This window comes from Arthrobacter silviterrae, assembly GCF_011045165.1.
In the GTDB taxonomy this organism is placed as follows: Bacteria; Actinomycetota; Actinomycetes; order Actinomycetales; family Micrococcaceae; genus Specibacter; species Specibacter silviterrae.
The window spans coordinates 128178-147931 of sequence record NZ_JAAKZI010000002.1 but is presented as its reverse complement, the minus strand read 5'-3'; the positions used below and the strand labels follow the sequence as shown (position 1 = coordinate 147931).

Annotated in this window: 21 protein-coding genes; 14 read left to right on the top strand and 7 right to left on the bottom strand. The window is 66.2% G+C overall.

Annotated features, from left to right (window positions below; genetic code table 11):
- Positions 1 to 50 precede the first annotated feature (50 nt).
- The 10 genes from G6N77_RS02085 to G6N77_RS02040 all read left to right on the top strand — a co-directional run bounded on the left by G6N77_RS02085 (position 51) and on the right by G6N77_RS02040 (position 7712).
- Positions 51 to 386, top strand: a complete 336-nt coding sequence (locus G6N77_RS02085) for a hypothetical protein (protein ID WP_165180345.1) — start codon at positions 51 to 53, stop codon at positions 384 to 386.
- Between the two features lie 19 nt (positions 387 to 405).
- Positions 406 to 1677 (top strand): FAD-dependent monooxygenase, encoded by a 1272-nt coding sequence (locus G6N77_RS02080; RefSeq protein ID WP_165180344.1) that lies wholly within the window; start codon positions 406 to 408, stop codon positions 1675 to 1677.
- A gap of 281 nt (positions 1678 to 1958) precedes the next feature.
- Entirely contained in the window at positions 1959 to 3248 is a 1290-nt protein-coding gene (locus G6N77_RS02075; protein ID WP_165180343.1) for an adenylosuccinate synthase, read from the top strand.
- A gap of 115 nt (positions 3249 to 3363) precedes the next feature.
- On the top strand, positions 3364 to 4170 hold the full coding sequence (locus G6N77_RS02070) for a carbon-nitrogen hydrolase family protein (RefSeq protein ID WP_165180342.1): 807 nt from the start codon (positions 3364 to 3366) through the stop codon (positions 4168 to 4170).
- Positions 4171 to 4232: 62 nt separating this feature from the next.
- Positions 4233 to 4751, top strand: a complete 519-nt coding sequence (locus G6N77_RS02065; RefSeq protein WP_165180341.1) for an SUKH-4 family immunity protein — start codon at positions 4233 to 4235, stop codon at positions 4749 to 4751.
- Between the two features lie 52 nt (positions 4752 to 4803).
- Positions 4804 to 5220, top strand: a complete 417-nt coding sequence (locus tag G6N77_RS02060; protein ID WP_165180340.1) for a CoA-binding protein — start codon at positions 4804 to 4806, stop codon at positions 5218 to 5220.
- Between the two features lie 19 nt (positions 5221 to 5239).
- Entirely contained in the window at positions 5240 to 6133 is an 894-nt protein-coding gene (locus G6N77_RS02055; protein WP_165180339.1) for a polysaccharide deacetylase family protein, read from the top strand.
- 37 nt (positions 6134 to 6170) lie between these two features.
- Positions 6171 to 6737 (top strand): dihydrofolate reductase family protein, encoded by a 567-nt coding sequence (locus G6N77_RS02050; RefSeq protein ID WP_165180338.1) that lies wholly within the window; start codon positions 6171 to 6173, stop codon positions 6735 to 6737.
- The gene (locus G6N77_RS02045; protein ID WP_306987222.1) at positions 6734 to 7141 is read left to right on the top strand and encodes an MmcQ/YjbR family DNA-binding protein; all 408 of its coding nucleotides are present in this window, start codon (positions 6734 to 6736) and stop codon (positions 7139 to 7141) included. Before G6N77_RS02050 ends, G6N77_RS02045 begins: the two co-directional genes overlap by 4 nt.
- Entirely contained in the window at positions 7125 to 7712 is a 588-nt protein-coding gene (locus G6N77_RS02040; RefSeq protein WP_306987223.1) for a DUF1990 family protein, read from the top strand. The genes G6N77_RS02045 and G6N77_RS02040 overlap by 17 nt, the downstream gene beginning before the upstream one ends.
- Before the next feature lie 84 nt (positions 7713 to 7796).
- On the opposite strand, the gene purL is transcribed toward G6N77_RS02040, so the two are convergent.
- From purL to purS, 3 genes are read right to left on the bottom strand one after another with little or no spacing between them, the layout of a single operon-like run.
- Positions 7797 to 10115, bottom strand: coding sequence for a phosphoribosylformylglycinamidine synthase subunit PurL (gene purL, locus G6N77_RS02035; RefSeq protein WP_205677902.1), 2319 nt, complete (start codon positions 10113 to 10115; stop codon positions 7797 to 7799).
- Positions 10116 to 10868 (bottom strand): phosphoribosylformylglycinamidine synthase subunit PurQ, encoded by a 753-nt coding sequence (purQ, locus tag G6N77_RS02030; RefSeq protein WP_165180337.1) that lies wholly within the window; start codon positions 10866 to 10868, stop codon positions 10116 to 10118.
- 2 nt (positions 10869 to 10870) lie between these two features.
- Complete coding sequence (gene purS / locus G6N77_RS02025) at positions 10871 to 11122, bottom strand: phosphoribosylformylglycinamidine synthase subunit PurS (protein WP_165180336.1); 252 nt, start codon at positions 11120 to 11122, stop codon at positions 10871 to 10873.
- Between the two features lie 330 nt (positions 11123 to 11452).
- On the opposite strand from purS, the gene G6N77_RS20090 reads away from it, so the two are divergent.
- Positions 11453 to 14152 (top strand): exo-alpha-sialidase, encoded by a 2700-nt coding sequence (locus G6N77_RS20090; RefSeq protein ID WP_276609751.1) that lies wholly within the window; start codon positions 11453 to 11455, stop codon positions 14150 to 14152.
- Between the two features lie 84 nt (positions 14153 to 14236).
- Complete coding sequence (locus G6N77_RS02015) at positions 14237 to 15217, top strand: GDSL-type esterase/lipase family protein (RefSeq protein WP_165180335.1); 981 nt, start codon at positions 14237 to 14239, stop codon at positions 15215 to 15217.
- A gap of 158 nt (positions 15218 to 15375) precedes the next feature.
- Here the strand turns inward: G6N77_RS02015 and G6N77_RS02010 are convergent, their stop codons facing one another.
- From G6N77_RS02010 to G6N77_RS02000, 3 genes are read right to left on the bottom strand one after another with little or no spacing between them, the layout of a single operon-like run.
- Positions 15376 to 16341, bottom strand: a complete 966-nt coding sequence (locus G6N77_RS02010) for a 3-methyladenine DNA glycosylase (protein WP_240901598.1) — start codon at positions 16339 to 16341, stop codon at positions 15376 to 15378.
- A 35-nt stretch (positions 16342 to 16376) separates the two neighbouring features.
- Positions 16377 to 16865: a hypothetical protein gene (locus G6N77_RS02005; RefSeq protein WP_165180334.1), complete on the bottom strand. Its 489-nt coding sequence runs from the start codon at positions 16863 to 16865 to the stop codon at positions 16377 to 16379.
- 42 nt (positions 16866 to 16907) lie between these two features.
- Complete coding sequence (locus tag G6N77_RS02000; RefSeq protein ID WP_165180333.1) at positions 16908 to 17135, bottom strand: hypothetical protein; 228 nt, start codon at positions 17133 to 17135, stop codon at positions 16908 to 16910.
- A gap of 152 nt (positions 17136 to 17287) precedes the next feature.
- On the opposite strand from G6N77_RS02000, the gene G6N77_RS01995 reads away from it, so the two are divergent.
- Together G6N77_RS01995 and G6N77_RS01990 are read left to right on the top strand one after the other, a co-directional pair.
- Positions 17288 to 18490 carry a sensor histidine kinase gene (locus G6N77_RS01995; RefSeq protein WP_165180332.1) on the top strand — a complete coding sequence of 401 codons (1203 nt, stop codon included), beginning with the start codon at positions 17288 to 17290 and terminating at the stop codon, positions 18488 to 18490.
- Entirely contained in the window at positions 18487 to 19167 is a 681-nt protein-coding gene (locus G6N77_RS01990) for a response regulator (RefSeq protein WP_165180331.1), read from the top strand. Before G6N77_RS01995 ends, G6N77_RS01990 begins: the two co-directional genes overlap by 4 nt.
- Here G6N77_RS01990 and G6N77_RS01985 read toward each other — a convergent pair.
- Positions 19164 to 19634, bottom strand: a complete 471-nt coding sequence (locus G6N77_RS01985; protein WP_165180330.1) for a MarR family winged helix-turn-helix transcriptional regulator — start codon at positions 19632 to 19634, stop codon at positions 19164 to 19166. The genes G6N77_RS01990 and G6N77_RS01985 overlap by 4 nt on opposite strands.
- Between the last annotated feature and the right edge of the window lie 120 nt (positions 19635 to 19754).

The following is a 19754-nucleotide window of genomic DNA, read 5'->3' as shown; positions in this document are numbered from 1 at the left end:
GTTGGCGCCGCCTCTCGACGGCCGGGCCGAGGGCAGGGCATGATTCAGGCATGGAGAAACTTGTTCCCTCGCCCGCTGCCGTTGCCGCTTTTGACACCCTCGCCGCTGATGTTGCGGATGCCGGGGTCACCGTCGGCAAAATGTTCGGCGCCACGTCGCTGATGGTGGGCAGCAAGGCCATCGGCTGCCTTCACGGGGACGCCGTCGCGTTCAAGCTGGGCCGCGATTCAACGGGGCACACCGAGGCCCTCGCCCTCCCGAACGCCGTGCTGTTTGATCCCTCCGGAATGAAACGGCCATTCAAGGACTGGGTGGTGGTGCCGCTAGCCTCCGTCGAGCACTGGCCGGCGCTGGCGGACGCCGCCCTGGCGTTCACGGCAGGCTGAGCGCGCCCAGCCGGTTGACGTGATCGAGAGCGGCGAAAGTGGGATGAAAATGGCCGGGGACGGCATCCAGGACAGACAGCCCGTGGTCATTGCCGGTGCCGGCCCGGTCGGGTTGATGCTTGCCTGCGAGCTGGCCGCCGCGGGCATCGCCTCGACGGTCCTCGAGCAGGCCGCCGAGCCCAGTGCCATGCCGAAAGGCAACGGCCTGGTGGGCGAGATCGCAACCGTGCTTGCGAAGCGTGGCCTGCTGCGGGGGCAAAGGGGCCTCCACGCCATCCCCGCGCCCCGCTACTCTTTCGGCGCCCTCCCGCTGCGGCTCAACCCGCTCCGGCCCAATGCGCTGAAAATCCTGCCGATACCGCAACGCCGGCTGGAACAGCTGTTGGAAGCCCGCGCCCGCGCCACCGGTGTTGACATCCGCCGCGGGCACACCGTTACCGGCTTCCAGGACGACGGCGAACGCGTGCTCGTGGAGGTTTCCTCCGCCGGCGGCAGCTACACCCTCGGCACCGGATTCCTGGCCGGGTGCGACGGCGCCCACAGCTTCGTCCGGCACCAGCTGGGCATTGACTTTCCGGGGACCACGGGGAACCAGCTGGTGCGGATCGGGCACGTCACGGTTCCCCCAACTTTAGTCAGCCGGACCCGGAATGCCGTGGAGCTTCCCGGCGGCCAGCGGCTGGCATTGTTCCAGCCGAACCACACGCCAACAGGTTCGTTCACGATTGCCCCCCTGTCGAAACTGGACCGCGGCGCCCCAAAGGACCTGTACATCGTCGCTTCGCAGGAGCCACGCGGCACGCAGGAAGCTGCCGCGCAGATTTCTCTCGAGGAATTGCAGGCCAGCATCAAGCGTGTGCTGGGCGCAGACCTTCCGGCCAGCGGCGGCGAATGGCTGCGCTCCACGGTGGCCAACAGCCGCCAGGCCGCGCGGTACAGGGCGGGCAGGGTGTTCCTTGCCGGCGACGCCGCCCATGTGTTCTCCGCGGGCGGTTCCTCGCTGAATACGGGAATGCTCGACGCCGTCGACCTCGCCTTCCGCTTGGCCGCCGTGCTCGACGGCAGGGAACCCTTCGACTCACTCGAGGACTACCACGCCGTTCGCCACGCGGCGGGTGAGGTGACGTTGCGCCAAACACGGGCACAGGCCGCGCTGTCCGCCCCTGGACCCGACGCCGAAGCACTCCGGCAGGTGCTCAGTGCGGCGTTCCGCAGCCGCAATCCCCACCGCTACCTGGCCACGCTGCTCATCGGCAGGCCTCACCGGGAGCGGCGGGCAGACCGGCCGTGATGGAGCGTCGCGGGAAAACCCGCCAGAGGTGATGGAGCGTCGCGGGAAAACCCGCCAGAAGTGATGGAGCGTCGCATGGGAGGGGGCTTAATGTGCGCCCGCCTTTCCATTCCGGTAAACTTGGGACGCAAGACCCCCTTGATTGCCTGCCGGGGTACAGCAGCGCTGGAGACGGATGGCAGTTTGCAAGGGGCATTTTCGTGTCCGGACGGTGTACGGCGGAACGTTCCGCCGACCCATGCAGCGACCGGCTCAACTTTATGAGCAAGGGGGAGGATCCCATGCCAGCAATCGTGATCGTCGGCGCCCAGTGGGGCGACGAGGGCAAGGGCAAGGCCACTGATCTTTTGGGCGGCCTGGTGGACTATGTGGTGAAGCCGAACGGCGGCAACAACGCCGGGCACACCGTGGTGGTGGGCGGTGAGAAGTATGAGCTCAAGCTCCTTCCCGCAGGCATTTTGAGCCCCAACGCCACCCCCATCATCGGCAATGGCTGCGTGGTGAACCTGGAGGCCCTGTTTGAGGAAATCGAGGGCCTGCAGGCCCGGGGCGCTGACACGTCCAAGCTGCGGATTTCCGCCAACGCACACCTGGTGGCCCCGTACCACCAGGTGCTGGACAAGGTCACCGAGCGTTTCCTGGGCAAGCGTGCCATCGGCACCACAGGCCGGGGCATCGGCCCGGCCTACATGGACAAGGTGGCCCGGCTGGGGATCCGCGTCCAGGACGTGTTTGACGAGTCCATCCTGCGCCAAAAAGTGGAAGGCTCGCTCAAGCAAAAGAACGAGCTCCTGGTCAAGGTCTACAACCGCCGCAACGTGGAAGTTGACGAGATTGTGGACTACTTCCTGGGCTTCGCCGAACGCCTCCGCCCCATGGTCATTGACGCAACCTATGTGCTCAATGAGGCCCTGGACCGCGGCGAAGTGGTGCTCATGGAGGGCGGCCAGGCCACCTTCCTGGACGTGGACCACGGCACCTACCCGTTCGTGACCTCCTCCAACCCGACGGCGGGCGGCGCGTCCGTGGGCTCGGGAATCGGCCCCACCCGCATCACCCGCGCCGTGGGCATCATCAAGGCCTACACCACGCGCGTGGGCGCCGGACCGTTCCCCACGGAACTGTTCGACGACATGGGCATCTACCTGCAAAAGACCGGCGGCGAGTTCGGCGTCAACACCGGCCGCCCGCGCCGCTGCGGCTGGTACGACGCCATCCTGGCCCGCCACGCCTCCCGCGTCAACGGCTTCACCGACTACTTCGTCACCAAGCTGGACGTGCTCACCGGCATCGAGCAGATCCCCGTCTGCGTGGCCTACGACGTGGACGGCGTCCGCTTCGACGAAATGCCCATGACGCAGACCGACTTCCACCACGCCCAGCCCATCTTCGAGTACTTCCCGGGCTGGACGGAGAACATCACCGGCGCCCGCACCATGGAGGAGCTGCCGGAAAACGCGCGCAATTACATCCTGGCGCTGGAAAAAATGTCCGGCACCCGGATCTCCGCGATCGGCGTGGGCCCGGACCGCGACCAGACCATCGTCCGGCACGACCTCATAAACGACTAGGCCGTTCCTTCCAAGGCGGGACGACGGCGGAACTTAAGTTCCGCCGTCGTCCCGCCTTTTTAACACCCCGGAAGGCTACGCTGGAGGTAGGTAAACGAACGGTTGAGGAGTTGCCATGAAGGTCAGTGTTGGACAGTTCAACCCGGGCGGCGACGTCGCGGGCAACCTGGCGGTCATGCGCAGCTTGGCGGCCTCGGCACGGGACGGCGGCGCGCGGCTGATCGTCTTCCCCGAGGAATCCATGTTTTCCGTGGGCCGGGTGCCCGGTGACTTCACCGCCGCAGTGGACGCCCAATGGACCACGTTTGTCCAGGGCCTGAGCCACATTGCGGCCGACGTGGGCATTGCGGTGGTTGCCGGCGGCTACGAGTCCAGCGGCGAGGCACGCCCGTACAACACCCTGGTGGCCGTGGATGACGACGGCGGCATCCTGGGCACCTACCGCAAGCTGCACCTGTATGACGCGTTTTCCTACCAGGAGTCCAAGCGGATCAAGCCGGGCAACAGCGGCATCACGCTGGTGGACATTGGCGGATTCAGGGTGGGCATCATGACGTGCTACGACATCCGCTTCCCGGAGCTGGCCCGGGCCCTGGCACTGGAAGGGGCGGACCTCATTTGCGTGGCCGCGGCCTGGTTCAAGGGCGACAACAAGGTGGACCACTGGGAGACGCTGCTGAAGGCCCGCGCCATTGAAAACACGGTGTGGATTGCCGCGGCGGGCACATCCAGCGACCACTGCATCGGGCATTCGGCAATCCTGGACCCCATGGGCATTCCGCAGGACTTCCTGGACGACGAGCCCCAGGGCGTGGCCACGGCGGATGTCACACACAAGCGCATCGAGGAAGTGCGCGAATTTTTGCCCGTGCTGCGGAACCGGCGCTTTGGCGAAGGCGCGGTGTTGGCCGGAGCCAGCTGATTTATTCATTGACGGCCGGGCCACAGGGTGGTTAGTGTCGGGATTAAGGGCAGGAGGAAGTCATGAACGATTCCAAAATATGGGCGGCACTTGAGCCGTTGCACCCCTCGGCGCTGGATGACATGCCGATGGATGGGAACTGGCTGAAACCGCCATTTGCCAACGATCCATCCGGACGCGCCATCGTGTGCAATGACGGCGACTTCCAGTTTGTGGTCGTTGACCGCAAGAGGGGCTCCGTGCTGTTCGTGTGCGAGGACGACGAATCCGTGGTGGCCTCGAGCCTGGAGAGCTTTGTGAAGATTGTTGCCGCATGGGGTTCCATCGACCGTGACGCCCCCGGACCGGAGGACGACGCCGATTTTTCCGAGGTGAAGAAGTCGTTCGAGCAGCAGCTCAAGTCACTGGACCCGGTGGCTGCCGGCTCCAACGAGTTTTGGGCGCTGTACACCGAAGAACTGACCAGCGACGACTATGTGGACATCGACGACGAGCTGGACGACGATGACGACGAGGAGCAGGAAACCGACACGGGTGACAATGACCGCCCCGGCGCCGACGAATCCTTCAGCCTCGCCTAGTTCCCCGCATTCCCCGCATTTCCCGCAGCACGCAGCACCTAAGCTTGAGAACATGACCCATGTAAACGACCCTGCCGTGATCCGCCGGCTGCTGGCCACGCCTGCCCGCTGGGCCGTGGTGGGCCTGTCCAACAACCCGCTGCGCCCCGCCGTCGGCGTGTCCCTCTACCTGCAGCAGCACCTGGGCCAGGAGATCATCCCGGTGAGCTTGAAGGGGGACGACGTCCACGGCGCCAAGGGGTACAAAACATTGGCAGAAATACCCGGAAACATAGACGTTGTGGACTGTTTCGTGAATTCGGCCAAAGTAGGATTGGTGGTGGACCAGGCCATTGCGGCCGGCGCCAAGGCCGTGTGGCTGCAACTTGGCGTGATCGATCAGGACGCCGCCCGGCGGGCAGCGGATGCCGGCCTGGACGTCGTCATGAACACCTGCCCCAAGATCGAGGCCGCGGTTTTGGGCCTTTAAGTCCCAACGGAGAATATCCATGCCCCGCCACCTCCACACGGCCCCCCATGTTGCCCGCTGGATCACGCTTGCCCTGGTGGCCGTGGTCCTGGCCGCCGCGGCCTTCGGCGCCGTGCGCCTCGCCTGGGGAGGCTCGACGCCGGCTGGCACCGACACGGCCGCCGCACTCCCGGCTCCCGCCGCCCACAGCACCACTGCGGCAGCCGGGACTCCCAGCGCAACTGGCCCAACGGCGTCGTCCGCGCCGCAGGGCCCCGTGGACCCCAGGACCGGGCGGCACAGCACCCTGGACGGACTGGTGCCCGACTTTACCCTCCCACCCGTTGAAAACGGCCTGGCCCCCGTCATCACCAGGATCCCCACGGAGCAAAAGGTGGTGTTCCTGACCATCGACGACGGCGCCGTAAAGCGGGCTTCGGACCTGGCCCTGATGGAGCAGCACGGGATCAAGGCGTCGCTGTTCCTCGCGCACAACTTCATCGCCGGCCATGCCAGCTTCTTCACCGCCCACACGGCAGCCGGGTTCCTCATTGAAGACCACACCATGAGCCACAACCTGGGCTTCATCCACCTCAGCTATGAGCAGCAAAAGGCCGAAATTTGCGGCATGGCGGACTTCGAGGAAAAGAACTTTGGCCGCCGGCCCGTGCTGTTCCGCCCGCCGGGAGGGCCGTACACCATGTCCGTGCAGAGGGCCGCGGCCGCCTGCGGCATGAAGGCCATTGTGGACTGGGAGGCGAAGGCTAGCGCCGGCAGGATGGACTACCAGGTGGGCCATGCACTGCGGCCGGGCGAGATTGTCCTGATGCACTTCCGGCCGGAATTCCCGGCAGACCTTGCAGCCTTCGTGAAAGCGCAAAAGGCGGCAGGGCTGAAGGTTGTGCTGCTGGAAGACTATCTGGGCGTGAAATAGCTGCTGTGCCGCAGGGAGCCAAGGTACCGTTGAGCCCATGACCCGCATTGTGTACTACACAGCCAGCACGCTCAACGGCTTTCTGGCTGACGAGGACAACTCGCTGGCCTGGCTGTTTGCCGTGGACGATTCCGGCGGGCCCGACATGGCCGCCTTCATGGCCGGCATGGGCGTGTTTGTGGAGGGCTCCACCACCTATGAGTGGGTGTTGCGGGAGGAGAAGCTGCTGGAAAACCCGGCCAAGTGGCAGCAGTATTACGGGTCCAGGCCAACGTATGTTTTTTCTTCCCGTGAGCTGCCCGTGCCCAGCGGCGCCGACGTCCGCTTTGTCCGTGGCCCGGTTGCGGATGCCCTGCCGGCCATCGTGGCCGCAGCCGGGGATGGGGATGTGTGGGTGGTCGGTGGCGGAGACCTTGCTGGGCAGTTCCTGGACATCGGCGCCCTCGACGAACTGGTGGTGACCATGGCCCCGGCCGTGTTGTCCGGCGGGGCGCCCCTGCTGCCCCGCAATGTGGGCCCGGACAGGCTGGAGTTGCGCAGCGCCGGCATGTTTGGGCAGTTTGCCCAGCTCACGTACGGCGTCAAGAAATCGGAGGCGCAGTGAGCATCTCAGCAGCCGAATTCCGTGCCGCCGCCCTGAAATTCCCGGGCAGCTACGAGGACTTCCCCTTTGGCCCGGAAACGTCCGTCTTCAAGGTCAGGGCTCCCAGCAGCGGAGGGGACAAGTGGGTGGGAAAGATGTTCGCCGCGGGCCGGCTGGACAGCGCGGAGCTGTCCGTGAGCCTCAAGTGCGATCCGGAGCTGGCCCCGCAGCTGCGCGCCGCCAACCCCGCCATCACACCCGGCTACCACATGAACAAGAGGCACTGGAATACGGTGGACTGCACCGCGGCCGAAGCGCAAACGGTGCTGGACCTGCTGGAGGATTCCTACGACCTGGTGGTGGCCGGGCTGCCGAAGAAACAACAAACTGCCCTGGAATGGAGCGCCCGTGTTGCCAAGGAATAGCCGGTCCGGCCAGGGGAAGCCGGGCCTGAACTACCCGGAGATGGGCAGGACCCGCCTGAACGCCGGGCTGCCCACGGGAACCGGCGCGTGGCCGGACGGCTTTGACCATGTGGACAGGCAACTGCGGGTGGGCACCGGGGACGCCGCCTTCACGGCACTGGCCGAGGGCATCCTGACGTGGCAAATCCAGCGCCGCGCGGGCCTGCGGGTGTCGGCACCCCCGCGCGCCGTGGTGGGTGCCCGGGTGGTCAGCGGCTTCGGTGTCGGTGACCTCAGGCTGCCGGTTCCGTGCGAGGTGGTCTGGGCGCTGGAGCCCGCGGGCGTGCTGCGCAGCGACGGCACCGAGGTGCAGCTGGCCGGGTTTGGCTACGGCACGCTCCCGGGACACCCGGCCCTTGGCGAGGAGGCATTCCTGGCCATGAAAACGCCCGACGGCGGCGTCTGGTTCAGGCTCCTTGCCTTCAGCAAGCCCTCGGGCCTGCTCTTCAGGCTGGGCTCCCCGGTCACAAAGCTGACCCAGCGCAACGTGACAATGGCGTACCTGCGGGCGGCCCAATCCCTCACCGCTTAAGCAACTGTGAGTCAGAAACTGCATCATGATCAACCTGTTTTGGTTGATTCCCGTGCAGTTTCTGACTCACAGTTGCGGAGGGGGTTAGCCGAAGTGCTTGGTCAGCGTTCCCTCATGCGCCTCGCGGAGCTGGTCCAGCGGGGCGCTGAACAGGCCCTGCAGGTCAAGGGCGCCGCCGGCGGCGTCCACCACGCCGATCCGGGAGACCGGGAAGTGGCGGGCGGTGCACATATCGTTGAACCTGACCTCTTCGCTGCGCGGGACGGATACGATGGCCCGGCCCTGCGTCTCGGAGAACAGCAGCGTGAAGATGTCCACGCCGTCCCGTGCGGCCACCTCGTCCAGCGCCACGCGGGCGCCGGTGTTGTTCCGCAGCGAAGACTCCACCAGGGCGGCGGCAAGGCCGCCCTCGGACAGGTCGTGGGCCGAGTCAATCATGCCGTCGCGTGAGGCATTGATGAGGATCTCACCCAGTTCCCGCTCGCGCTTCAGGTCAACCGCGGGTGCGGCGCCGCCCAGGTGCCCGCGGAGGTTGGCCCACTCGGAGCCGTCCAGTTCGGCGGCCGTGGTGCCCAGCAGGTAGATGGCCTGGCCGTCCTCGGCCCAGCCCGACGGCGTGCGCCGGGCAACGTCGTCGAACTTGCCCAGGACCGCCACCACGGGGGTGGGGTGGATGGGGGTGGTGCCCGTCTGGTTGTAGAGGGAGACGTTGCCGCCGGTGACCGGGATGCCCAGTTCCATGCAGGCGTCGGACAGGCCGCGGATGGCCTCCGCCAGCTGCCACATGACGTTGGGGTCCTCGGGGGAGCCGAAGTTCAGGCAGTCGCTGACGGCCATCGGGATGGCGCCGGAGGTGGCCACGTTGCGGTAGGCCTCGGCCAGGGCCAGCTGCGCGCCGTGGTACGGGTCCAGGAACGTGTAGCGGCCGTTGGCGTCGGTGGCCAGGGCAACGCCCAGCCCGGTTTCCTCGTCCACGCGGATCACTCCGGCGTCGTCGGGGAAGGCCATGGCGGTGTTGCCGCCCACGTAGCGGTCGTACTGGTTGGTGATCCAGTCCTTCGAGCACATGTTGGGGGAGGCCATGAGCTCCAGGACGGCTGCCTTGAGCTCTTCCGCGGTGGCGGGGCGGCCGGCGTCCTGCACGGAGCCGGTGAAGGTGTCCGCCTGCAGGGCGTCCTGCCATTCCGGGCGGGCGTAGGGGCGGTCGTAGACCGGGCCGTCGTGCGCCACGGTGCGGGGATCGACGTCGACAATCACCTCGCCCTCCCACTTGATAATGAGGCGGCCGGTGCCGGTGACCTCGCCCAGCCAGGAATACTCCACGGCCCACTTGTCCATGACGGCCTCAAATGCGGCCACGTTCTCGGGGGAGACCACGGCCATCATGCGTTCCTGGGACTCGGACATGAGGATTTCGCCCGGTGTGAGGGTGGGGTCGCGCAGCAGCACGGACGTCAGCTCGACCTCCATGCCGCCGTCGCCGTTGGAGGCCAGCTCCGACGTGGCGCAGGAGATGCCGGCGGCGCCCAGGTCCTGGATGCCCTCCACGAGGGAGCCCTTGAACAGCTCCAGGCAGCACTCAATGAGCACCTTTTCGGCGAAGGGGTCGCCCACCTGCACGGCCGGGCGCTTGGAGGGCTTGGTGGAATCGAAGGACTCCGAAGCCAGCACGGAGGCGCCGCCAATGCCGTCGCCGCCGGTGCGCGCGCCGAACAGCACCACCTTGTTGCCCAGGCCGGAGGCGTTGGCCAGGCGGATGTCCTCGTGGCGCATCACGCCCACGGCCAGCGCGTTGACCAGCGGGTTGCCCTGGTAGATCGGGTCGAAGACCATCTCGCCGCCAATGTTCGGCAGGCCCAGGGAGTTGCCGTAGCCGCCAATGCCTGCCACGGCGCCGTGCATGACGCGGGCCGTGTCCGGGTGGTCGATGGCGCCAAAGCGCAGCGGGTCCATGACGGCCACGGGGCGGGCGCCCATCGAGATGATGTCGCGGACAATGCCGCCGATGCCGGTGGCGGCACCCTGGTAGGGCTCCACGAACGACGGCGAATTGTGGCTTTCGATCTTGAACGTGACGGCCCAGCCGTCCCCCAGGTTGGTGACGCCGGCGTTTTCGCCGATGCCCACCAGCATGTCCTTCTTCATCTCCTCGGTGACCTTTTCGCCAAACTGGCGGAGGTGGTTCTTGGAGGACTTGTAGGAGCAGTGCTCGCTCCACATGACGGAGTACATGGCGAGCTCAGCGCCAGTGGGGCGTCGCCCCAAAACCTTCACGACGTCGTCGTACTCGTTTTGCTTCAGGCCCAGCTCGGCCCAGGGCAGCTCGACGTCGGGCGTGGCAGCGGCGTTTTCAACCGTGTCGATGTTGAACTTTTGGGCGGACTCGGTGGAAATCTCAGCCATTTATTTGCCTCCAAGCAGCGTGTTCAGGACGGATGCGAAGAAACCCAGGCCGTCGGTGCCGGTGTGGCCCGGGCCGTAGCCGGTCTCCACGGCGTGCTCGGGGTGCGGCATGAGGCCCACCACGTTGCCGGCGGCGTTGGATATGCCTGCGATGTCGCGGCGTGAGCCGTTCGGGTTGCCGCCCATGTAGCGGAACGTCACAAGGCCCTCGGCCTCCAGCGCGTCCAGGGTCTTTTCGTCGGCGATGTACTGGCCGTCCTGGTTCTTCAGCGGCACCGTGATGTCCTGGCCTGCGGCGTACGCGTTGGTCCAGGCGGTGGTGTTGTTCTCCACGCGCAGCACCTGGTCGCGGCACAGGAACTTCAGGTGGTCATTCTTGATCATGGAGCCGGGCAAAAGGTGCGCCTCGGTCAGGATCTGGAAGCCGTTGCAGATGCCCAGCACCGGCAGCTTGGCGTCCGAGTTCGCAGCGTCAACAATCTTGCCCATGAGCGGGGCAAAGCGGGAAATGGCCCCGGCGCGCAGGTAGTCGCCGTAGGAGAAGCCGCCGGGGATGATGACGGCGTCAACGTCGGCAAGTTCGGTGTCGGCGTGCCACAGTTCGACGGCGGTGGCCCCGGACACCCGCACCGCACGGGCCGCGTCGCGGTCGTCCAGGGTGCCGGGGAAGGTGACAACGCCAATGCGGGCACCTGCCAGGGGGGCGCCGGCCGGGCCCGACGGGTAGGAGCCGATCAGGGGGGTTTCAGTCATGGCTAGTCCGCCACCACTTCAACGTTGACCACGTCTTCAATGACCGGGTTGGACAGCATGGACTCGGCGGCCTCGCGTGCCTGCGCCAAAATCTCCTCGGTCACCTCGCCGTCCACCGTTAGTTCAAAGCGCTTGCCCTGGCGGACAGCGGAGAAAGCGGTGAAACCCAGGCGGGGAAGGGCGCCAACAATGGCCTTTCCCTGCGGGTCGAGGATTTCGGGCTTGAGCATGACATCGACAACGATCCGGGGCATCCGTTGGACTCCTGTTTAAAAAGGGGGTGGCCACGGATTGCCGTCTTACGCCGTCTTTGGCCAGGCCGCAGCGGCCTGAAAACCGGTAGATGAAGCGCTCCGCGAGCTTGCCTTTCCATTCTACCGAGTCTTTGCAAACTCCCGGAATCGGCGGACGGGGGAAAGATGACGACACATTTGGACCCGAACCGCGGGGGACTATCAATGTGATCCATCGCATAGTACCGTGATACCACATCCCACCTCCCAGGACGGAGGACTGGCACCTTGGGTGGGATGTGCATTCGTCGAATTCCCTGCGGCCGTGCTGCGGCCCCGTGAAAGGAACACATGAAGTCCACCAACACAATGAACCGCTGGAAGGGCGCGCCAAGGATGGCCGCCGCCGGGGTTCTCAGCGCCGCGCTGCTCGCCGCCGCGGTGTCCCCGGCCCTTGCCGCGGTGCCTGCCACCGCCGGGTCTGCCGCCACGGGGCCCGCCACCGTGGCGGCGCCGAGCTACACGCAGCAAGTTCTGGCCAGCAATGGCGACAACGCCATTGACCCCGTCCTGGGCAAGTACTACCGCATCGTTGGGCTGGCCGACCTGGGCAACGGGGTGCTGCTGGCAGCCTATGACGGGCGGCCCGACGGCGGGGACTCGCCGTCGCCCAACTCCATCGTCCAGCGCCGCAGCACCGACGGCGGCAAGACGTGGGGCGCGCCAACGTACATTGCCCGCGGCCAGCTCGCAGCCCCCGGCGTGCTGCGCTACGGCTTCAGTGATCCCAGCTATGTGGTGGACAAGGAGACCGGCACCGTCTTCAACTTCCACGTCTACTCCAAGGACCAGGGCTTCGCCGGCAGCACCTTCAACAATGACGACGCCGACCGCCAGGTCATCAGCACCGAGGTCTCCGTCTCCACCGACGGCGGGCTGAGCTGGTCCACGGACCCGGCCAACATGCCCACGCTGCCCGTCCCGGCCGGTTACGCCACCGGCTCCGCCTACGCCGGCTTCGCGGGCCCGCTGGTCACCTCCGTGGCCAAGCCCGCAGGCGCCACTGTCAACGGCGTGGCCAATGTGGGCGGGGTTGCCGGCATGTTCGCCTCCTCCGGCGAAGGCATCCAGCTCAAGTACGGCCCGTACAAGGGCAGGCTCATCCAGCAGTACGCCGGCAAGGTCAAGCAGGCCGACGGCAGCACTATCATTCAGGCCTACAGCGTCTATTCCGACGACCACGGAAAAACCTGGCAGCGCGGGGCGTTCGTCGGCACCGGCATGGACGAAAACAAGGTGGTGGAGCTTTCCGACGGGCGCGTCATGCTCAACTCACGCGACAGCGCCAACGGCGGCGGGCGCAAGATCGCCATTTCCACCGACGGCGGCGCCAGCTACGGGGCGGTCAGCTACGACTCAGCCCTGACGGACCCCACCAACAATGCCGGCCTGACCCGCATGTTCCCCGACGCCGCCGAAGGCACCCCGGCAGCCAAGGTGCTGCTGTTCTCCAACGCGAACAACCGCTCCAGCCGTACCAACGGCACCGTCCGCTACTCCTGCGACGACGGGGCCACCTGGAGCGCGGGCAAGCAGTTCAAGGCCGGCACCATGAGCTACTCCACCGTCACCGCGCTCTCCGACGGCAGCTTTGGCATCCTGTATGAGGGCGACTCCAACACCATCACCTTCGGCAAGTTCAATGCCGCCTGGGTCGACGCCTTCTGCGACGCCAGCCTCGCCGCCGCCCCCGTCACTGGTGACAACGGCGCCACGGTTTCGGCCTCACTGACGGTCAGCAACACCTCAGCCGCAGCCATTGACGGGGCCACGGCAACATTTGCGCCGCAAGCCGGATGGGCCTTTGGTTCCGTGCAGCTGCCCTCCATTCCGGCCGGCGGGAAGGCAACTGTCCAGGTCCCCGTCACCATCCCGTCCTACGCCAAGGCAGGCAGCACCAGCATCAAGGCGCAGGCCACCGTGCTGGGCCACGTGCTCAGCGCCGCCGTCCCCGTGACCATCACGGGCGGCTCCACGGAAACCCTGGTGGGGGCGGCCATCACCGGCTCCCGCAATGACGCCGGCCGCGACCTGGCCGCCAACCCGTACGCCGCCGGCGACTCCGTGCCCTACTCCTTCGCCGTCGCCAGCACCGGCAACATCAGCGAGGCAGTGGTGCCCCAGTCCGGAAACGTGGCACCCTTTGTGCCGCCGGGAGCCGGCAACTGCCGGTACATGGTGCTGCCGGTCTGGGGCAGCTACAACTGCACCACCCCCAAGCACGTGGTCACAGCAGAGGAAGCCGCGAACGGCTTCTTTGTCCCGGTGACAACATGGCAGGTGACGGGCACCGGCGCGGAAACGCAAAACTACACCATCACCGGCGACGAGGTGGACCTCATGGTGCGCAACCCCCAGCTCAGCGGCACGGCCTCCACGGCCTGGAACGACGCCGACGGCAACGGTTTCGCCAACACCGGCGACACCGTCACCACCACGGTCACCGTGACGAACTCCGGCAACGTGCCCCTGACGGACGTTGCCGCAGCCGGCGTCGGCTCCCCGGTGGCCGCGCTGGCACCGGGCCAGTCCGCGAGCTTCACCTCCACCCGTGCCGTGACAGCCGAAGAGCTGGCGGCCGGGCAGGTAACGGCGTCCACCATTGCCGCTGCGGGCCACAATGGCGCCAGGACGGCCGCCGTCGACCTTGCGGCAGCAGCCCTGACGCTGCCGGTGGTCCCGCCGATGCCGGCGGGCAGCCCCGCCGTCGACCGGGCCAATCTCAACGGGCAGCCGCCGGTTGACCTGGGCCTGCAGGACGGCAAGTACCGGGTGGGCGACACCGTCACGGTTCACGGCGCGCCCGCCAAGCAGTGGGCGTATGTGTACCTGAACCAGCACGGCCAGCGCTTCGGCTGGTTCCTGGCCGACGCCGAAGGGACCATCACATTCACGGTTCCGGAAGGCACCAAGAACGGCCTGGACACGCTGGTGCTGCTCGACAGGGACGGTGCGCAGGTCTCCTTCGGGGCCTTCCACGTCACGCCATAGCAGCCCGGCTGCCGCAGAGGCACAGCATTAATGGGGCCGCCGCCCCGTTCGGGCGGCGGCCCCACCATCGATAGGATTTGTCCCATGGTTTTGGTTCCCGCGCAGTGGTCCGGCATGTTTTCCGTGGACACGGAACATGACGGCGCCCAACGCTTCCTCAGGCTGGACCCGTCCGGCTTCCTGCCGCCGTCCACCGACAGCCTGGCCAACAGGGCCGCCATGGCCGCCGGCGTCCGCGCAGGCTGGCGCACGGGCAGCGGCACGCTGGTGCTAGAGGGGGAAGGCGCCGCGGATGCCGCGCCGTATGACGTCCTGGTGGACGGTGCCCTGGTCCACCGGCTGCCCGCCGCGGGCAGCCATCGCCACGTGGTGCGGGTGGATGCGCCCTCCGCAGGCTCCCTTGTGGAGGTTTGGCTGCCGCACTTTGGCGACTTCCGGCTCAAGACTGCCACGTTCGACGGCGACGGGACGGCGCCGTCCGCCCCGTCCGGGCCGCGGTGGCTCGCCTACGGCAGTTCCATCACACACTGCCAGCAGGCCGACGGCCCTACGGAGACGTGGCCGGCCCTCGTGGCGCGCAGCAACGGCTGGCAGCTACGCAACCTGGGACTGGCCGGCGAATGCCAGCTGGACCCCGTGGCTGCGGACACCATCGCCCAGACGCCCCTTGACATCATCAGCCTGTGCGTGGGGATCAACAGCTACAACGCGTCAGCGTATTCCGAACGGACATACGCCGGGGCCGTCTTCAGCTTCATTTCCACAGTCCGCAGGGCACACCCCCAGGTGCCGATCGTGGTGATCATGCCCGTGCTGTCGCCGCCGCGCGAAAACAAGCCCAACAACGTCGGCTGGACCCTGGTCGATTACCGGGCGGCCACTGCGGATGTGGTTGCGGAGCTGTGCCGCCGCGGCGACACCCGGTTGCATTGCATCGACGGCGCCTCCGTTTTGACCGCGCAGGAGGCGATTGACCGGCTGCCCGACACCCTGCATCCGGACAATGCGGGCTACGCCCTCATGGCGAAACGCCTGGCACCCAAACTCGCCGCCGCCCTCACCTGAGACGCTCCCTCATGTTTGGCGGCGTTTTTCCCGACGCTCCCTCACCATTTGGGGTGTTTTTCCCGACGCTCCCGCGGAATGCTCGGAGCGTTCCCAAATAGTGCCCCGGTTGCAACCGAGCGTCGTGGAAAAGTGCCCCGGTTGCAACCGAGCGTCAGTTAGGAGGTGGCGGTGGCGGCGTCCAGGGCTGCGCTGAGCCGGCCCCTCAGCACTGCCGATTCCGCCGCAAAGCCGCGCTGTTGCGCCACATAGTCGGCCTTGCCCGCCGCGGTCTCGATCTGGATCGGAGGATAGCCCCACGCCGCGAGGTCGTACGGCGATGCCTGCATGTCCATGGCCCGGATCCGCCACGACAGCTCAAAACAGTCCATCACCAATTCACTCGGCAGCAGGGGCGACAGCTTGTACGCCCACTTGTACAGGTCCATGTTCGCGTGCAGGCAGCCGGGCTGTTCCATGTCCCGCTGATTTTCCCGCGTCGGCCTGAGTTCGTTGAGCCCGACGGCCTGCGGGGTGTAGAAACGGTAGGCGTCAAAGTGCGTGCAGCGGATCCTGTTGCCCTCCACCACCCCATCCGTGCCGGCGGAACCCAGCCGCAGCTGCAGGTATTCGTGCCGGACCTGGTTGGCTTCCTGCTTGTAGACCATGGCCCATTCGTGCAGCCCAAAGCAGCCAAATTGGGCCGGCCGCAGCGCAGTCCGGCCCAGGATGATCCGGGCAAAGTCCACGGCCTCCCGGCGCTGCGCCAGAAACTTTTCCGTGTCAAGCACGACGCCGGCACCCGGGTGTGGTGCCTCCGGAACCAGGGTGCCGCCGCAGTCCGCGGGGCGGTAAAACTTCCAGCCCAACCGTTCCTGGGCGCCCTGGCCATGCAAAACGACGCCGGCGCCGGGATGCCAGCGGCGCAGCTGGCCCGGCTTTTGAGTGTAGTAGGTGAACAGGAAGTCCTCGACAGGGTGCTTTTGGCCGGCGGAACGCCGCGCCAGGTAGGGCAACGCGTAGCGGTCCACGCGTTCCTGGTGCGCCGCCTCGAGGGCCCGCCAGTGCGCCTCGGCCAGCCGTACGGGGTCCGCCGGCTGGCGCGTCTCCCCATGGTCCGGCAGCAAGGGCTTTCCTGTGGTCATGAGTCCATTATCCGCCGTCGGGTACGGGGGTGGGGTCAGTCTCCGCCGCCTCCCGACGCCGCGCAGCTCCCCAGGTTCAGCGAGACGAGGCCTGAACCAGTCAGCCGCTCAATGGTGCTGACGCTACCAAACTGCCCGCCGTCGGCCCGGAGGACTGTGAATTTGACCCGGCTCCGCCAGCGCACATTGGAGATGCCGGCGGCGTCCACGGAGACTCCGGAAAAACTGCTGGTGCCCACAATTCGATACGATGCCCCGAACTGGTCCCGGGCCGTGACGTCGCTTGCAACGTTGGTTCCCTCATAGTGGAACAGCCCGGCGCCGTCGGTTGATTCGTTGAACTCTCCAATGAGCCGGCCCCCTGTAACGGTCAGCGCGGCCGCGCCGCAATCAAGTCTCGCGCCAGTGGCGGGGAAGTCAATCCGTTGGTGGTAAGTTGTGGCATTGGCTCCCGTTGCGCCGGTGGCCAGAGCGGCTGCGACGGCCGCGGCCACGGCCGACATGCGCCATGTGCTCGTGTGCATTGTGGATCCTTTCTCGATTGGGCCGCCCAGCGGCCCCTTGTTTCAGCGGGTTGCCCGGTGGCGCAGAAGTGCCCTGGCTGCCGTGGTGCAACCGACCACTGCCAGCGCGATGAGGCTGAGCAGGAGGCCGTACCAGGAAATGTTTCCGACAACAGCTCCAAAGCCACTCGTGGCGGACTTGGACAGGGATGCGACGACGAAGAATACGGCGGCCATTCCAGCCAGTGACATGGCAATTTGCGCCAGTGCAGGCACTCGATTCTTGGACATTGTTTCCTCCTATGGGCATTGCCGAATGTGATGTTCCATCTTGGGCACGGTTGCGGTCCTGAGTCGTCGGCCTCGTGGTCCGTCGACACCCTTCGCTCGGACGAAAAACGGCCGGGCATTTTCATCCTCCGGAACGAGGACGGCCACCGTCTTTGGGCGGACAATGGAATAAAGTTCCTGGGAGGCGTGGAATGGGGATTGGTGGACGTTTGACCGAAGTGCATCCGGCAGTGGCGCCTGCCATGCTGTGGGTGTTGCTGATCGCCGAACAGCTGGCCGTGCAGCCACCTGGAATGCCGGTGGCTGTGATCGGCGCCTGCGTGATTGCCGCGGGACTCATGGCCAGGAGACGCCATCCGCTGTTTTCCGTCCTTGCCGTTGCCGGCACGCTCGCTGCTGAAGCTCCCCTGGGCGTGAGCACCCAGGATACCTCCGTTCCCATCATCCCGGTGTTCTGGGTTGTATTTCTTACATTTGCCGCGCTCCACGGTCGTCGCAGGGGGATCGCGGTGGTGGCGCTCATTGTCGCCATTGTTGCGGGAATGCTTCTTGAAGGCGGCCGGTTGGACGTTGCCAACCTCCAACACAGCTTCCTGTTCACACTGGCACTGGCCGTTCCCCCGGCGATCGCTGGACTATACAGTGATTCGCGCCACCGCTACACCTTGGCGCTTGAGGCGGAGGCGCGCGCCAGAGAGGCGCTCAGGGAGGCCGAAACTGAAAAGGCCCTCATCGAGGAGCGGTTGGGCATTGCCCGCGAACTGCATGACGTCATCGCACACGGCGTGGGCGTCATGGGCATCCAGGCAGGAGCAGTGCGGCTCCGGCTCCAGCCCGGACAAGACGAACTTGCAAGGGTTCTGGGCAGCATCGAGGAAACCGGGCGCTCTGCCATTGCCGAGCTGGCCCGCGTCTTGGGCATCTTGAGGGCAGAGGCTACGGACATGGCCCCCCAACCGACATTGGCCGATCTGCCCGCCCTCGTGTCCGAGGCGCGAACTTCGGGTCAAAACGTTGCCTTCACCCTAGAAGGCCGCGGCGGCCTTGTTCCGGCCGGAATTGCCGTGTCCACCTATCGGATCGTGCAGGAACTACTCACCAATGCGCGCAAGCACGCACCTGAAAGCAGCGTCGAGGTGAAGGTGGAAATCAATGACAGTGCCGTCCATATAGCCGCGCGAAATGCCTTTCATACCCGGGACGCCTCTTCAGGGGGGACGGTGGGTGGGTATGGACTCGCCGGAATTCGCGAACGCGTGGAGGCCTACGGCGGCGGCCTTGAGCTGTCCCAGGGGGGCGGACTTTTTACAGTCGATGCGAGCCTGCCCGTGGGGCAAGTGCAGAGGGCCGGATGACAAGCGTGGCCATCGTCGACGACCAGGAACTAGTTCTCGCCGGCTTCAAAATGATTATCTCCGCAGAACCCGACCTGGTGGTGTCCGGCGAAGCCCGGTCCGGGACTGAGGCTGTGCAGATGGTGCGTCGGATTCGGCCCGACGTTACGCTGATGGACATTCGGATGCCCGGACCGGTGGACGGGCTGGAGGCGACCCGGGAACTCACGCGTGGAGGAGCCGCAACGAAGATCGTCATGCTTACGACCTTTGACACTGACGATTCTGTGTTCGCAGCCCTTGACGCTGGGGCAAGTGGATTCCTGCTGAAGAATTCGCCTCCTGAACGGATGCTGGAGGCCATTCGCATCGTTGCCGGTGGGGAAGCTCTGCTTGACCCTGCCGTCACAACCCGCGTCATATCAGAATTTGGCAACCGTCGCTCGCGAACGGCAGGCAATCATGGCTCCTGGCGGCTCACGGAGCGGGAAGGGGAGGTCCTCCGCGGCGTTGCGTCTGGATTGTCAAACGCTGAAATTGCCAGAATGCTTTTCCTGAGTGAGACCACGGTAAAGACGCACGTGGCCCATGTGCTCGCCAAAGTTGGTGCCAGAGATCGTGTCCAGCTGGTGGTGCGGTGCTATGAATCAGGATTCGTCCGCCCGGACCAGCCAGATTGGGCTGTTCGAGGCGACTAGGTCGAACGCCCAGACCCCACCGCGCTGTCGGCCTGGGCTGCCGCCGTGATCAGCGCCATCATGGACTGGTGGAGCGCTGTTGCCGACTGCCGGTCCAGGCCCAGCCGGGCCATCATGGTGCCGGGGACGGACAGAGCCTGTTCCCGCAGGGCGGCCCCGGCGGGGGTGAGGTCCACGGCCAGGGCGCGCTCGTCAGCCTCCGAGCGGTGCCGCGTGACATAGCCCGCCGCCTCCAGCCGCTTGAGCAGGGGCGAAAGCGTTGCCGGCTCGAGCAGCAGGGCCGCGCCGATGTCCTTGACCTTGCGCGGGGCCTCCTCCCACAGGGCCAGCATGACCAGGTACTGCGGGTGGGTCAGCCGGAGCGGGGCAAGCACCGGCTTGTACGCCGCAATGACGCTGCGTGAGGCAACGCTCAGGCCAAAGCACAGCTGCCGTTCAAGCAGCAGGTCGTTGTCCTTGGCGGCCACTCTATAACTCCCGGGATCGGTGTGGAGGGACGGGAAAACAGCCCGCCCCTCAATTAGTTAGTGCACTAACTAACAGGCTACTATGGATCTCACTCTTACCTTCTATCCACGGGGAACCCC